Origin of the sequence: Aequorivita nionensis (assembly GCF_046352995.1) — a bacterium.
GTDB lineage: Bacteria > Bacteroidota > Bacteroidia > Flavobacteriales > Flavobacteriaceae > Aequorivita > Aequorivita nionensis.
The window spans coordinates 2,408,961-2,422,838 of the sequence record NZ_CP130281.1 but is presented as its reverse complement, the minus strand read 5'-3'; the positions used below and the strand labels follow the sequence as shown (position 1 = coordinate 2,422,838).

At 38.6% G+C, this 13,878-nt stretch carries 16 protein-coding genes; 8 read left to right on the top strand and 8 right to left on the bottom strand.

All coding sequences use genetic code 11. The annotated features are described in order from the left end of the window. Positions 1-8: 8 nt before the first annotated feature. Positions 9-1,115, top strand: a complete 1,107-nt coding sequence (locus Q2U82_RS10995; protein ID WP_410004917.1) for an ABC transporter permease — start codon at positions 9-11, stop codon at positions 1,113-1,115. Beyond that, the gene (locus Q2U82_RS10990; protein WP_410004916.1) at positions 1,115-2,236 is read left to right on the top strand and encodes an ABC transporter permease; all 1,122 of its coding nucleotides are present in this window, start codon (positions 1,115-1,117) and stop codon (positions 2,234-2,236) included. Before Q2U82_RS10995 ends, Q2U82_RS10990 begins: the two co-directional genes overlap by 1 nt. 6 nt (positions 2,237-2,242) lie before the next feature. On the opposite strand, the gene Q2U82_RS10985 is transcribed toward Q2U82_RS10990, so the two are convergent. Genes Q2U82_RS10985 through Q2U82_RS10965 form a run of 5 tightly spaced genes read right to left on the bottom strand, consistent with a single transcriptional unit; the run spans position 2,243 to position 7,025 of the window. Then, positions 2,243-3,613: an MBL fold metallo-hydrolase RNA specificity domain-containing protein gene (locus Q2U82_RS10985; protein WP_410004915.1), complete on the bottom strand. Its 1,371-nt coding sequence runs from the start codon at positions 3,611-3,613 to the stop codon at positions 2,243-2,245. Next, the gene (locus Q2U82_RS10980; protein ID WP_410004914.1) at positions 3,601-4,440 is read right to left on the bottom strand and encodes an ATP cone domain-containing protein; all 840 of its coding nucleotides are present in this window, start codon (positions 4,438-4,440) and stop codon (positions 3,601-3,603) included. Before Q2U82_RS10980 ends, Q2U82_RS10985 begins: the two co-directional genes overlap by 13 nt. Positions 4,441-4,448: 8 nt before the next feature. Next, positions 4,449-5,300 carry a universal stress protein gene (locus Q2U82_RS10975; protein WP_410004913.1) on the bottom strand — a complete coding sequence of 284 codons (852 nt, stop codon included), beginning with the start codon at positions 5,298-5,300 and terminating at the stop codon, positions 4,449-4,451. Between the two features lie 11 nt (positions 5,301-5,311). Beyond that, positions 5,312-6,160: a universal stress protein gene (locus Q2U82_RS10970; RefSeq protein WP_410004912.1), complete on the bottom strand. Its 849-nt coding sequence runs from the start codon at positions 6,158-6,160 to the stop codon at positions 5,312-5,314. Positions 6,161-6,179: 19 nt separating this feature from the next. After that, positions 6,180-7,025: a universal stress protein gene (locus tag Q2U82_RS10965; RefSeq protein ID WP_410004911.1), complete on the bottom strand. Its 846-nt coding sequence runs from the start codon at positions 7,023-7,025 to the stop codon at positions 6,180-6,182. A gap of 144 nt (positions 7,026-7,169) precedes the next feature. Here Q2U82_RS10965 and Q2U82_RS10960 point away from each other — a divergent pair, with 144 nt between their 5' ends. Further along, on the top strand, positions 7,170-7,394 hold the full coding sequence (locus Q2U82_RS10960) for a hypothetical protein (RefSeq protein ID WP_410004910.1): 225 nt from the start codon (positions 7,170-7,172) through the stop codon (positions 7,392-7,394). Between the two features lie 45 nt (positions 7,395-7,439). Here Q2U82_RS10960 and Q2U82_RS10955 read toward each other — a convergent pair whose 3' ends face one another. The 3 genes from Q2U82_RS10955 to Q2U82_RS10945 form a co-directional block, all read right to left on the bottom strand. Then, a complete protein-coding gene (locus Q2U82_RS10955; protein WP_410004909.1) occupies positions 7,440-8,276 on the bottom strand; it encodes a universal stress protein in 837 nt (278 codons plus the stop codon). A gap of 93 nt (positions 8,277-8,369) precedes the next feature. Continuing rightward, positions 8,370-9,422, bottom strand: a complete 1,053-nt coding sequence (locus Q2U82_RS10950) for a response regulator (protein WP_410004908.1) — start codon at positions 9,420-9,422, stop codon at positions 8,370-8,372. Between the two features lies 1 nt (position 9,423). Next, positions 9,424-10,659: an ATP-binding protein gene (locus tag Q2U82_RS10945; protein WP_410004907.1), complete on the bottom strand. Its 1,236-nt coding sequence runs from the start codon at positions 10,657-10,659 to the stop codon at positions 9,424-9,426. A gap of 110 nt (positions 10,660-10,769) precedes the next feature. Here Q2U82_RS10945 and Q2U82_RS10940 point away from each other — a divergent pair, with 110 nt between their 5' ends. The 5 genes from Q2U82_RS10940 to deoD all read left to right on the top strand — a co-directional run bounded on the left by Q2U82_RS10940 (position 10,770) and on the right by deoD (position 13,827). Continuing rightward, a complete protein-coding gene (locus tag Q2U82_RS10940; protein WP_410004906.1) occupies positions 10,770-11,174 on the top strand; it encodes a hypothetical protein in 405 nt (134 codons plus the stop codon). Positions 11,175-11,247: 73 nt separating this feature from the next. Next, complete coding sequence (locus tag Q2U82_RS10935; protein WP_410004905.1) at positions 11,248-12,108, top strand: RsiV family protein; 861 nt, start codon at positions 11,248-11,250, stop codon at positions 12,106-12,108. Between the two features lie 60 nt (positions 12,109-12,168). Then, positions 12,169-12,471, top strand: coding sequence for a thioredoxin (gene trxA, locus Q2U82_RS10930; RefSeq protein WP_410007155.1), 303 nt, complete (start codon positions 12,169-12,171; stop codon positions 12,469-12,471). After that, entirely contained in the window at positions 12,471-13,142 is a 672-nt protein-coding gene (deoC, locus tag Q2U82_RS10925) for a deoxyribose-phosphate aldolase (protein ID WP_410007154.1), read from the top strand. Before trxA ends, deoC begins: the two co-directional genes overlap by 1 nt. Beyond that, positions 13,126-13,827, top strand: coding sequence for a purine-nucleoside phosphorylase (gene deoD / locus Q2U82_RS10920; protein WP_410004904.1), 702 nt, complete (start codon positions 13,126-13,128; stop codon positions 13,825-13,827). Before deoC ends, deoD begins: the two co-directional genes overlap by 17 nt. Positions 13,828-13,878 lie beyond the last annotated feature (51 nt).

The window sequence follows — 13,878 nt, the reverse complement described above, 5'->3', positions numbered from 1 at the left end:
AGGGGAAAATGAAACGATTTATAGGTTTTATAAAAAAGGAATTTTACCACATCTTTCGGGATAGGCGGTCGTTGTTTATACTTTTCGGGATGCCCATTGCGCAGATTTTGCTTTTTGGCTTCGCCATTACCAATGAAATAAACAATGTGGATATCGCCATTTTGGATCATTCAAAAGATGCTTCAACCGAAGAAATCATCAATAAGATTTCAGCTTCAAAATATTTCACCGTAAAACAGATCCTGACCCGGGAAGCCGATATAGAGACCGCCTTCAAAAAAGGAAAAATAAAAGCGGTGTTGAATTTTGAAAAAAATTTCAGTAAAAATTTAATCAAAGAACAGAAAGCATCCATTCAAATAATAACTGACGCCACCGACCCCAACACGGCAAATTCCATCACCAATTACATCAATGCGATACTTCAAAATTATCAGCAGGAAAAAAACAGGGCGATAGTTGTGGAGTATCAGATAATTCCGCAGACACGGATGGTTTACAATCCCGAGCTAAAAAGTGTATTTATGTTCGTCCCCGGCGTGATGACAATTATTTTGATGTTGGTTTCGGCAATGATGACCTCCATTTCCATCACCCGCGAAAAGGAATTGGGCACCATGGAGATCCTTTTGGTTTCACCCTTAAAACCTTTTCAGGTTATTATCGGGAAAGTGGTGCCGTACATTTTCCTATCGGTTATAAATGCAGCGGTCATCGTACTTTTGAGCATTTTCATATTTAAGATGCCAGTTCAAGGAAGCCTGTTTCTATTGGGATTGGAAAGTGTTTTGTTCATAATCACTTCCTTGGCGTTGGGAATTTTAATCTCAACCATTGCAGAAACGCAACAGGCCGCAATGATGATTTCATTGATGGGCTTGATGCTACCCGTGATACTGCTATCCGGGTTTATTTTTCCAATATCTAGCATGCCGGTTCCGCTTCAAATAATCAGTAATATCATCCCCGCTAAATGGTTCATCATAATCATTAAGGGCATTATGCTGAAAGGTGTAGGAATGGTTTTTATCTGGAAGGAAACGTTAATATTAATAGGGATGACGCTTTTCTTTATTGGCTTGAGTGTAAAGAAATATAAAATACGGCTGGAATAATGAAGACTATCGGCTACATAATACAAAAGGAATTCAAGCAGATCTTTAGAAATAAAGGGATGTTGCCTATCATATTTATCCTTCCGATTTTGCAGCTCGTTATTCTCTCCAATGCGGCCACCTACGAGGTGAAAAACATCAAGTTTGCGTACATAGATTACGACCGCACCTCAACCTCCCGTGCGCTGATTGAGAAATTTAACGCCTCTGCCTTTTTCAATGTTTTAACCGATTTTCCCTCGCAGGAAAAAGCCAGTGCCGCAATGCTTTCGGGCGAAGTGGATGTGGTAATGGAAGTTCCGAACCATTTTGAAATTAATCTGTTAAAGGAAAAAAACGCCAATCTCTCTATAACCATAAACGCCATCGATGGCGCGGCGGCCGGTGTGGAAAGTGTTTATGTAAACCAAATTGTGCAAAGTTTTAATAAAGATGTAAAAATGAATTATATGGATACATCCAAAAAAATTACACAGCCCGTCACCATTGAGAGCATCCCTTCCTTTTGGTACAACACAACCTTGGATTATAAAACATTTATGGTACCGGGGATTTTGGTTTTGTTAGTAACGATGATAACCCTGTTTCTCTCAGGGATGAACATTGTTCGCGAAAAGGAAATAGGCACTTTGGAGCAAATAAACGTAACGCCCATCCGCAAAAGTCAGTTTATCATCGGCAAACTTTTTCCATTTTGGATTATTGGAATGGGGCTGCTGACCATAGGGTTGATTCTCGCAAAAGTGATCTTCAACACGCCCATGCTGGGGAGTCTGCTACTGCTGTACGCCTATACTTCCATTTATATTTTGGTAATTCTCGGAATGGGACTGCTCATTTCAAATTTTACCGATACGCAGCAGCAGGCTATGTTTATTGCCTGGTTTTTTGTCGTGATCTTTATTTTGATGAGCGGCCTTTTCACACCTATTGAAAGCATGCCAAAATGGGCGCAGATCGTTACCGAATTCAACCCTATAAAATATTTTGTGGAGATCGTGCGGATGGTTCTGCTGAAAGGATCCGGCTTGGGCGACATTTTGCCACAACTGTTGAAGACGCTGCTTTTTGCAATACTTATGAACATATTGGCGGTTTGGAGTTATAGAAAGGTGAATTAAAAAGCCTTAAACCAAAATTTCCCTTATTTCATACAACTTCGGAATAGTGACTTTCCAACCATAACTATCCCGCAATTTAACCCGCAGGGCATCCTGGGCCGTGGGTTCCCCGTGAATAAGAAATGTCTCTTCGGGTATGTTTTTAATATTGCTTGTCCAATCCAAAAGCCCCTGCTGGTCAGCGTGTGCCGAAAGGCTTTCAATATGATGAATTTCAGCTTTTACGGGATAGTATTTTCCGAAGAATTTCAATTCATGTGCTCCTTCCAGCATTTGGCGGCCACGGGTGCCTTCTGCTTGATAGCCAACCAATAAAACGGTGGTATTGGTTTTGTCTATCATCTGTTTCAAATAGGTTAAAACCCTTCCGCCAGTTACCATTCCGCTTCCTGCTATCACAACTTTTGGCTGCGGATTGTCAATGGTTTCCCAGGTTTCTTTATAGGAAGTAATTATGTTCATCCGATTGTTCATTGCGTTGAAATCTTTCATCGGCAGTTTGTGCCAATCCGGAAAATTTTGAAATACCGAAAGCACGTTGTTGCCCATCGGACTATCAATAAATATGGGGATGTTCGGAATTCGGTTTTCATCGTACAGCTTCCAAAGCAAAAACATAAGCGTCTGTAAGCGTTCCACCGCAAAAGAAGGAATTATCAAATTGCCACGGTTGTGAATGGTTTTGGTGATGAGCTCCACCAATTTATCTGAAACGCTTTCCTGCGGATGGAGTTTGTTCCCATAGGTGCTTTCCATAAAAAGATAATCTGCCCATTCCGGTTTTTCGGGTGGATAAAGCAGCAAATCGTGCTCCCTGCCAATATCTCCGGAAAAGACGAAAGTTTTTCCGAAAATTTCCAGCTCGATAAAAGTTGCTCCGATAATATGCCCGTTATACCTGAAACGATATTTGATGTTTTTCGAAAGTTCAAACCATTCATCTCTTGCGTTAGTTTGAAAAAATCCCAAAGTCACTTCGGCTTCCTGCACGCTATAAAAGGGTTCGGCGGGTTTGTGTTTGGAATAGCCTTCCTCATTGGCTTTTTCGGCTTCCTCCTCGTGGATTTTAGCACTGTCCAACAGAATTATTTTTGTAATTGCAAGCGTTGGCGCAGTCCCTATAATTTTTCCACGGAAACCCTGTTTTACCAATCGCGGCAAATAACCGGTGTGATCTAAATGGCCGTGGGTTAAAAGTACTATATCTATCGTTGAAACATCTATAGGCAAATACTCCCAGTTCTTTTCGCGCAATTCCTTTAAACCCTGAAACATGCCACAGTCTATTAAAATGTTCTTTTCGGGAGTTTCAATTAAATATTTGGAACCCGTTACGGTTCCAGCTGCACCGAGGAAATGGATTTTTATTTTCTGCATAACTGTTCAATCTCATTTAATATCCTCTCTTTTCTTTTTTCTGAAATTCCCAAATGATCCAAATAGAAATGATCATTTATCAATTGCTTGCAGAGCACTACATCACGACTGAGCAAAAACTGTTTCTCTCGCTGACTTAGTAAGGTGGAAACAGTAACAGGATAGAGCCCCAAACGGTCTATGCGATCCTTGATGCCGTTATCTTTTGGAAAGTCCCAGCTTAAAAGGTGGAGGCCAACGCATTCCCCATATTTAATAGCATCTTCGGTAAAACGGGTATTGGTAACAACCCAACCCTCATTTGGTTTTTCCCCATTGTTTTTATCACCGTAAAAATTGAGGATGTCGCGATAGCGGGAATGGATATAGAGCGGAACTTTTACATCGCAATTACGACCTTCATCACTATGGAACTTGCATTCCGCCACTATATATTGGCCATTTTTATGCGCTACCACATCTACTTCGTGGGTTACGCATTTTCCCTGTAAAAATTGGCCTGTCTTTACCTCATAACCACTGTAGAAAAGGATTGCCCCAACAAATTTTTCAAAAGGAAATCCTGTGGGGCCAAGCTCATAAATTGCTTTCTTCAACTTATATTTTGAAGCGTAACCTTTTTTCTTTTTCTTTAGAAGCGCAAAGGCGCGATTGTATATTTCCTTCGTTGAAATACCCTGATAAAGTTCATCGCGGACGTTGTTGGCAATTTCACTGACCAAAGCTTCCTCTGCGCCGCTTTTCCGAAGGGAACTTTTTAGTTTTTCTATTGAAAATGTGGCCCGTTCTCCCGAATGCTTAATTACTTCAATGGCATTGTTCTTCATAATTGGAGTTAGTTTCTGGTGTCGTGGAGGGCGAGTACGGGTACCTTGGAATGGATGCCGAGACTTTTAACCAATGGATTGGAAAAAACACTGCCAAAGAACCAATGCTTTCTATTCACAAAAACAATCATCCCACTATTTTGCTGGTCTGCAAAGGACAATACTCCTTCCTTCACGCCTTTATGTTCAAGCCAGTGATAGGTATAGTTTACTTCGCTGAAATGATTTTCCAATTCTTTCCGATTGTTTCGTTGTCTTTCCGAAAGGTCTTTCTCATTGCCTATGTGAAGGATTTGGATTTCTGAATTTTCGAGCTGCGCAATCTTCACAAAGGTTTTCATTTCCCGCACGTTAAAATGGGTCTTAAAGTTGGTGGGGAATACGATGCTTCCAATCTTTTTATAGGAAACATTAGCGGGCACGGCAAGCACGGCACAGCCTCTGATGTTTTCCATTACGTTTACAGAGTTTCGTCCATAAGCCACTTCTCTATCATTAGTTATGCCGCGGGTTCCCATAACTATAAGGTCTATTTTATCGCGCATTACCTTCTCTTCCAACAACTCGATAAGAGTTCCAAATTGATGGTCGAAATAAACAATATGTTTTGGATTGTCTGCCAATAAGCCCACCTTCTTTTTCAATCCCTCCATTTTTTCGCCGGAAAGCCTTGCTGCCTTGTCATAATCAGCCGGTTCCGGTTCAGGAAACAACACGTTGCCCTTGGCCGAACGCGCTAAAAAATAGGAATGGAAAATGTGAAATGTACAATCTTCCTCCGCAAAAAGTTCGAACGCATAAACAATGGCATTGAAGGCATTTTTTGAATAATCTGTCGGGATTAAAACTTGTTTTTTCATCTTCTGAAATTTTAATTTTTAATAGGAATTACCAACGTTGGAACGTGAGTATGCTTCCCTACCCTACTTACAACAGGTTCCCTAAAAAGTTTCTTTAGGAAAGCGTGTTTGTGGTACACGAGGGCCAATAAATCCATATTCCGTCCATCAATAAAGTTATGAAGGGTTTTTGAGATATTTTCCTTTTTCGGAATAAAATGGAACTCCGTATCATATTCTGTAAGGTCATTTTTATAATGTTCCAGATTTTGCTGTTGCAGCACGTCCAAATCCTCTTCTGCACCTACGTGGACAACGTGCAAGTTTGAGTTGTACTGTCGCACCAAACGAACGATGGGCCGCAGTTTTGAAAGTTGAAAAAAATCATTATAGTCTGTAGCAAAAGCTATGTTTGTCGGAATCACAAAATCTACCTCACGCGGAACAATGAGTAGCGGGCAACCTTCAAGTGTTTTTGTGATTTTAATTGTGGTGCTTCCCATTAAAACTTCTTCGGCTCCAGTGCGCCCTTTGCTGCCCATAACCACTAAATCTATGCCTTCGGTAGATACTAGTTTATTAATAGTTTTAGACAAGGTTGCGGGAGTGGAAATAACTTCAAAATTGTGTGCAACTTTAGAAGAATCCAATTTAATTTTATGCACCAATTGTTTGCCGTCCTCATCAGATTGTCGGTACAATTTTTCAATTATATTTTCCGAACGGCCAATATCCACACGGCTCGTTAGCTTCCCCACTTCTTCTCCAAAAGAATGGAGAATGGTTATTTGCAGTGCTTCATCACTAAAAAGTTTTGTAACGTAAAACAAAGCTGCATAAGCGTTTTTTGAGAAATCTGTGGGAACAAGTATTTTTTTCATATTCAATAATTTTAATTTTTTAACGAGGCAAATTTTGAAGTACCAAAAAAGGAATGTCTATATGCAGTCCTATTTTTTCAATTGTTGATTGATATAGTATGTTTTCCAGATAAGAATGGCGCGTATTCACCATAACCAGCATATCTATGGGATTCTCAATTACAAAAGTATTGATGGCTTTAGTAACATTTGTGCCACTCTTTTGATGGAAATTGATTTGGTTGTCGCAAAAAGAGGCTTCCAGAAATTTCTTGTTGTCCTGCTGGCGCAAGGAGAATGACGGAAATTTTGAAACGTAAAGGAAATTTACTTTTGAAACAAAGCATTTCGCAATACTGCTCACCAGTTTCAATTCACGGCGTTTGTATGGCAATTGATAGTCCGTTGGAAACAATATATTCTTCGGATGCACATCTCCATAAACTGCCGGAATAGCGAGCACGGGGCATTTCACATATTTAATTACCTGAAGCGTATTGCTGCCAAAGGTTATTTTTTTATCCGCAGTTTCGCCTTTTGTACCCATAACCACCACATCTATATTTTCTTTCTCCACCCAGTCATTTACAGAGTCTACCAACAAACCAAATTCTGCAATGGCGTGTATGTTGTGTTTTGGGTTTGGTGAAAAACTGAGGATTTGTTTCTGTGTTTCTTCCAAATTGTCTTTCGCTTTCTGAAGTGCTTTTTGCTGTAATTCCTCAAAAACGGAATCAACCAACCGGGCTTTATCTTCATAGACTGAATCCGAAAAGGCGTGAAGCAAATAAATTTCAGAACGGTCATATTTAAAAAGCTCTGTGGCATACTTCACTGCGTTCATTGAATTTTCAGAGAAATCGGTAGGGATGAGTATCTTTCGCATAGCTTTTAGTTTAAAAATTCAATACGTAAAGATAGTAAGTGTCAGCTGAAAAAAATATGATATATATCAGCCAAATACTTGATTTTTAAGGAATAGTTAAGGATTTTAGTGCTTTTTGTTTTGTAACTTGAATCAAAAAAAGTTATGAAACCAACTGCACTTGGTTATTTAATTATAACCACTTTAATACTCGTTACAGTTACAACTTTTGCCGTTATGAATTTTCATTTCGGCTGGATTTTCTATCTTACCGTTTTAGGGCAAATTTTATTGGTGTTTTCAGTCATTAAAGTTTTAAAAGACCAATATAGTACCGACAAAACTTTTGAGGATTTTTATGAAGATTATCCTATTGAAGCTGAGGAGTGATTTGCAATGCGTTGCAAGCAATTATTGAACAGTGAACATTAAGCCTTACTCATGAAGTACTAAAAAAGGCATATTGGCCGTATAACTAACAGATTTTAATGCTGGGCGCAACAGCAACCTTTGAATAAAATTCAAATTTTTGGCAACAACAGCAACCAGGCTTATTTCCCAAGTTTCTGCAAAATCCTGAATACCAATTTCCAAATCTTTATTCTCCACAAAATGGAAGCTGTGTTTCTTTTCTTTAAAAAAATAATGCAAAAACCCTTTGTTGTCTGTTTGTGAGGCAGTTAAACCCGTATTTTGAGCCCTTATATGAAGCACCCGAAGTGGTGACTGGTGTGTATCCAAAGTATCGGAAAGTGTGGTGATTACCTTGTTGCGATAGATGCAGTTATAATCCGTTAAAAAAGCTATGTTTTTAATACCGCTGAATTTTGCGTGTTCGGGAACAACAAGTATGGGACATTTCACCTTAGTAATCACATCACAGGTATTGCTTCCCATTTCACTTCTGTTTATTTTGGAAGTTCCTCTGGTACCCATCAAAATATAATCAATTTCCTTTTCAGCCACCTGCTTTCTGATGGCCTCCACCAAGTTTAGGTTTTCATGAAGCGGAAAGAACGCATGGGCTTGGTTTTTAGAAAGCTGCTGACAGACCCTGATCTCTTCTTTCAATAAAGCGGAAGTACTTTGAACTGTCTGCATTTCAGAACTGAAATCTGAAATATTTTCCGGTTCTTCTTTAAAATTAAGATTTTTATTTGAAACATGAAGGATATAAAAATTCACGGCAACATCGGAAAAATATTCCAATGCATATTTAATGGCATTGCGTGAATTTTCAGAAAAATCCGTCGGAATCAATATATTCTTCATGGTATCATAAACTTGCCGACAAATCTATCTTTATTGATCGGGCCAGAAAATGATAAAAATCAGCTTTAAGAAAAATTGAATTGATTGGGTATATTAATCTATGTCGCGTAGGCTTTCCAAATCTATAATGCGAATGTCGCGGCCTTCAATTTCTATAATGCCATCTTTCTTGAAATCTGAAAGTGTTCTTATAAGGCTTTCAGTAGCAATTCCAGCGGTTGTGGCAAGGTCATTTCGTGAAATTCGAAGAGGTGCCTCAGGTTTTTTATTCATAATCTCCACAAATTGAAGAATGGTGTTGGCCGTTTTCTTCCGAACTGAACTGTAGGCCATTTTCACCAATTGCTGCTTTATTTCAGAGAGGTTGTCAGTTAAAAGATTCATCAATTCCAAAGAAACATCTTGACTTTTTTTCAGAATATCCTTCACATAGGTTTTTGAAATGCCTACAATTTCTATGTCTTCTACGGCCGTGGCTGTTTCATTATAAGGAATATTATCGTCAAAAGAAGTGAAGCCCAAGAAGTCGTCAGCTTTGTAAAGACCGGTAATGAGCTCTTTGGCATTAGCGTCCATAGTGTGCGTTTTCACAACACCTTTTAAAATTAGAAACATACTGTTGGAGTGGTCGCCCTTTCTGTAAATTGTTTCTCCTTTTTTATAGTTGTTTATTTCGCCTTCATCGCAAAAAAAGTTTTTCAACTGGTTCAGGTTTTGAGGGTTTTCATCATCTTCACTGCCCTTCGCTTCTTTAGTATTGTCACGCATTGCCAAAATGCTCGCTTTGGCCAAACGGCTCTCCACGGCACTCAGCAATTCCTGCTCGTCAAAGGGTTTGGTTAAATAATCATCCGCCCCCATATCCATTCCTTTGCGTATTTCTTTATGTTCCGTTTTTGCTGAAAGAAAAATAAAAGGGATATGTTTTGTTTTTTCTTCTGAAGCCACTTTTTCAAGCACACCATAGCCGTCAATTTCTGGCATCATTATATCACAAATTATGATATCTGGGTTTTTGCTTATTGCCTTTTCAATACCAATTTTACCGTTTGGTGCCGTAAAAACCGTATAACCGGAAAGCTCTAAAAGTTCAGCAGTGTTTTCTCTTAATGCGGTATCGTCTTCAATAAGAAGTATTGTCTTCATCTTAATTTGTATTGTTTTTTATAGGGAAAGAAATTGTAAACGTGCTGCCTTTGCCTTCTTCACTTTCAAAGGTAATTGTACCTCCTAGGTTTTCCAAATGGCTTTTCACGATATTGAGACCAATGCCGGTGCCTTGGTCCAATAGCGCATTTTCAGCACGGAAATATCTGTTGAAAATATATTTCTGTTCCTTTTGTGGAACGCCCATACCTTCATCTATAATTTTTATGGTTAAAAAATCCTTACTTGGTACCACAACCACATCTATAATAGTGTGTTCCGGCGAATATTTAATGGCGTTGTTTATAAGGTTGGTAAGCGATAATTCAAGTATTTTCTCGTCAAAATTTAAAGAGATATCGTCTATGTTTTGAGGATAATTTATGCGCTGGCCTTCTTTCAAAAGCATATTTGCATTATAAATTACCTCATTCACTACTTTGCTAAGTGGAAAAGTGTCAAATTTATAAGTGGCTTTGCCAGATTCCAAACGCTCAATGGAAAGGAAATCATTCAGGATATTATTCAGGTATTTAACTTTACTTTGAATGGTCTTCAAATGCTTTTCCCGCTTGTCCTGTTGTTCCGTCTCTGTATATTTACCAGTAAGCATAGCTGAAGTAAGAATCCCGCTTAAGGGAGTTTTAAACTCGTGGGAAACCAGCGATAGAAATTTTGTTTTCAGTTCATTAAGCTCCCGTTCCTTTCGAAGCGATTCCATTATTTTGTGCTCCGCTTCCTTACGTTTTGAAACTTCTTCTTTTAGCTCATTGATTGTTTGTTTGAGCTCCTTGGTGCGTGCTTCAACTTTTTGCTCCAAATACAAGTTGAGTTCTATAATTTCTTTTTCTTGGGTTTTACGGACCGAAATATCCGTAACAAGCGCCATTACATACTTACTCCCATAAATCTCAAAAGGATTTAACCCTGCCTCCACAGGAAAAACACTACCGTCCTTGCGCTGGCCGTAAAGATCGCGACCGTGGCCCATTTGGCGCGGGTCACTTTTTTCCAAATATTTATCTACCTGTTCTGTGTGGCCATGTCTATATTCTCTTGGAATCAAAAGGTTTATATTTTCTCCCAAAAGCTCCTTGGCATTATAACCAAACATACGATCGGCGGCTTCATTGGAAGTAACAATTTCCTGCTTTTCGTTAACAATGACGATACCTTCCGATATGGCTTCAGAAAGAATCCTAAAAATATTTCCCTTTTTTTCCTCAAAAACCTTCATCCCCCAAAAGTAAGGATTTTAAACAGTTTTTGTGAACTGATTTTTATCATAAAATTTCATTCAAAAACTATTTAGTTTTACAATCTTAAGAATCATTAAAGTATCGCATTATGGGAACCGTTGATAAACCTCAACTTCTGTTTTATCAAAAAATGGGGGAGCTTTTTTACGCTATTGCCGCGGCGGATAAAGTTGTGCGCAAAGAAGAATATAACGCCTTGAAAAATATTGTTGCAGAACAATGGAAAAATCTGGATGATTATGAAGATCCTTTCCATACAGATGCCGCATACCAAATAGAAGTGGTTTTTGATTGGTTTGACTATGAACAACTTGATGCAAAAGATTGCTTTGAGAGTTTTGCCGATTATAAAAAAGAACACCCCAAGCTTTTCACCAAAGAAAGAAAAGACCTGATTTGGAAGACTGCAAACGCTATTGCAAGTGCCTTTGCTGGAAAAAATAAAAGTGAAATCATTATGCTTGCAAAACTGAAAATGCTATTGGATAAGTAATGGAACTTAATTGAGCTTTCGTTTTTTTCACTATCATTCTTTCCCTATTTTTATAATATAAAACCCAAAAAACATGAAAGTTTTTCTGCCAATCCTGATATTTTTCACCTTTATCGCCTGCAAGAACGATTCAAAAAAGAGTGAGATTGAAACAGAAATCAATTCAGAGGAAATTGTTGATTCCTTGCGCGTTTCCGACAGAAACTTAGAAACCCAACAACAAACGCTCAATATAAAACGCCAAGAACTTCTTGAGAAAAAAGATGCCAAGGTTGAAATGGAAAAGTTGCTGATCTCAAAATCATTTTTAAAGGAAAGCGATTTGTACACACTCAACTTTAAATATCCATACCTAAACGAAAAAATAAAGCCCCAATTTGAAAACTTCAACGAATACATAAACAAGCACTATGTGGATGCCAAGAGCATAGAAAAACAAATTTTGGAAGAAAAACGCTTGTGCGATTCTTTGGGAATTCCAAAACAGAACGAACTGCGAATGGTAGATTATAAAATCTATAACCTGAATGACCGTCTTATCAGCGTATTGTTTTACAAAGAAAACCATTACACCGGCGCGGCACATGCGGCCTATACTTTTGATTGCCTAAATTTTGATTTAGAGCGTGCAGCTTTTATGAAATATGAAGATTTTTTTAACAATGGTTCCGAAGAAGAGCTCCGCGAAATTTTGAACTCTCTTTTAAAAGAAAAAATAAATTCTGGTGAAATGTATTACGATTGTTGGGCTATTTCCGCAGATGATTTTTTTAATGCTAAAAACAATTTTGTTATAAATGACGATGTGGTGGAGTTCTATTTTGACGATTGCATAATCTGTCCATCCTATACAGGAACCTATTCCATCAAAATTCCCCTGGAAATGCTGATGCCTGTTTTAAGAAAATACAAAAAGAACCCGTTGATTAGTTAATGTAAAAAAGGAAAGTTGAGACAACCAACAACCATCAACCATCAACCAACAACAAACAATATGAAAAGCAACTTCAAAGACATAATCAATTCCGAAACGCCCGTACTGGTTGATTTTTTCGCTGATTGGTGCGGACCTTGCAAAATGCTTGCTCCAATCCTGAAACAAGTAAAAGAAGAATTGGGCGATGCCGTGAAAATCGTAAAAATAGACGTTGATAAAAATCAACCCTTAGCAGCACAATTTCAAGTTCGTGGAGTGCCAACAATGATTCTTTTCAAAAACGGGCAACAACTTTGGCGACAAAGCGGCGTTCTTCAGAAAAACGACTTGGTTTCCATAATTAAGCAACACAAAAATTGATGGAACTGAATCGTTATATAGATCACACCCAATTAAAAGCCACTGCTACCCCAGAAGACATCATAAAACTTTGTAACGAAGCAAAGAAATATAAATTTTATGCGGTCTGCGTAAACAGTTGCTACGTTTTCTTGGCTGCAAATGAATTGAAAAACAGTGATGTAAAAATTGCTTCAGTAGTTGGTTTTCCTTTGGGTGCAAACAATTGCCATTCCAAAGTCTGCGAAGCAGAACAATGCATTAAAGACGGTGCCGATGAAATTGACATGGTGCTGAACATTGGTTTGCTGAAAGCAAAATTGCACAAATCCGTCCGTGAAGAAATTGCAGCTGTTAAAGAAGTAATCGGCAGCCGAATCTTAAAAGTAATCCTCGAAACCTGCTATTTAACTGATGACGAAATAAAAATGGCCTGCCAAATAGCGAAAAAAGCTGGGGCCAATTATGTAAAAACTTCCACGGGTTTTGGAACTGGCGGTGCAACGGAACACGCAGTAAAAATAATGGTTGAGGAAGTGGGCGACAGTTTAAAAATAAAAGCCTCTGGCGGAATAAAAGATACTGCAACCGCAAAAAAATATATTGAACTGGGAGTTAGCAGAATCGGAACATCTTCAGGTATTGAGATTGTAACAACCACAAACAAAGACACAGATGAGCACACATATTGAAGCCAAACCGGGCGAAATTGCGGAATCGGTTTTACTTCCCGGAGACCCCATGCGCGCCAAATGGATTGCGGAAACTTTTCTTGAAAACGCAAAATGCTATAACGACGTGCGCGGTATGTTGGGCTATACTGGTACTTTTCAAGGAAAGCGAATTTCGGTGCAGGGCACTGGAATGGGAATTCCTTCAGCCTTGATTTATTGCCACGAATTAATTAATGATTACGGAGTGAAAAACCTAATTCGCGTTGGTTCCGCGGGAAGCTATCAAAAAGATATAAACCTTCGTGATATTGTGATTGCAATGTCCGCTTCCTCCACTTCAGGCATTAATAACACTAGGTTTGTTAACTGCGACTACTCGCCTACTGCCGATTTCGATTTATTTATGAAGGCCGCGCTTTATGCCAAGGAAAAAAACATTCCTATAAAAGCGGGCAATGTGCTTTCCAGCGACCAGTTTTATGAAGATGACTTCAATAACTATAAAAAATGGGCAGATTTTGGTGTGCTCTGCGTAGAAATGGAAGCCGCGGGACTTTACACGATTGCAGCCAAATTCAATGTAAAAGCATTGGCAATTTTGACCATTTCAGACTCGTTGGTTACGGGCGAAAGCACGACTGCCGATGAACGCGAAGGCAGCTTTTCAAAAATGATTGAAATTGCATTGAATACGCTTTTGTAAATTAAAAAAGCAGGAATTCAAAATTGAAATTCCTGCTTTTAAAAGTTAATT

Bases quoted from the DNA above. Each gene is read 5' to 3' on its own strand.
- Q2U82_RS10995 (WP_410004917.1), top strand. From the start codon at position 9: ATGAAACGATTTATAGGTTTTATAAAAAAGGAATTTTACCACATCTTT.
- Q2U82_RS10990 (WP_410004916.1), top strand. From the start codon at position 1,115: ATGAAGACTATCGGCTACATAATACAAAAGGAATTCAAGCAGATCTTT.
- Q2U82_RS10985 (WP_410004915.1), bottom strand. From the start codon at position 3,613: ATGCAGAAAATAAAAATCCATTTCCTCGGTGCAGCTGGAACCGTAACG.
- Q2U82_RS10980 (WP_410004914.1), bottom strand. From the start codon at position 4,440: ATGAAGAACAATGCCATTGAAGTAATTAAGCATTCGGGAGAACGGGCC.
- Q2U82_RS10975 (WP_410004913.1), bottom strand. From the start codon at position 5,300: ATGAAAAAACAAGTTTTAATCCCGACAGATTATTCAAAAAATGCCTTC.
- Q2U82_RS10970 (WP_410004912.1), bottom strand. From the start codon at position 6,160: ATGAAAAAAATACTTGTTCCCACAGATTTCTCAAAAAACGCTTATGCA.
- Q2U82_RS10965 (WP_410004911.1), bottom strand. From the start codon at position 7,025: ATGCGAAAGATACTCATCCCTACCGATTTCTCTGAAAATTCAATGAAC.
- Q2U82_RS10960 (WP_410004910.1), top strand. From the start codon at position 7,170: ATGAAACCAACTGCACTTGGTTATTTAATTATAACCACTTTAATACTC.
- Q2U82_RS10955 (WP_410004909.1), bottom strand. From the start codon at position 8,276: ATGAAGAATATATTGATTCCGACGGATTTTTCTGAAAATTCACGCAAT.
- Q2U82_RS10950 (WP_410004908.1), bottom strand. From the start codon at position 9,422: ATGAAGACAATACTTCTTATTGAAGACGATACCGCATTAAGAGAAAAC.
- Q2U82_RS10945 (WP_410004907.1), bottom strand. From the start codon at position 10,659: ATGAAGGTTTTTGAGGAAAAAAAGGGAAATATTTTTAGGATTCTTTCT.
- Q2U82_RS10940 (WP_410004906.1), top strand. From the start codon at position 10,770: ATGGGAACCGTTGATAAACCTCAACTTCTGTTTTATCAAAAAATGGGG.
- Q2U82_RS10935 (WP_410004905.1), top strand. From the start codon at position 11,248: ATGAAAGTTTTTCTGCCAATCCTGATATTTTTCACCTTTATCGCCTGC.
- trxA (WP_410007155.1), top strand. From the start codon at position 12,169: ATGAAAAGCAACTTCAAAGACATAATCAATTCCGAAACGCCCGTACTG.
- deoC (WP_410007154.1), top strand. From the start codon at position 12,471: ATGGAACTGAATCGTTATATAGATCACACCCAATTAAAAGCCACTGCT.
- deoD (WP_410004904.1), top strand. From the start codon at position 13,126: ATGAGCACACATATTGAAGCCAAACCGGGCGAAATTGCGGAATCGGTT.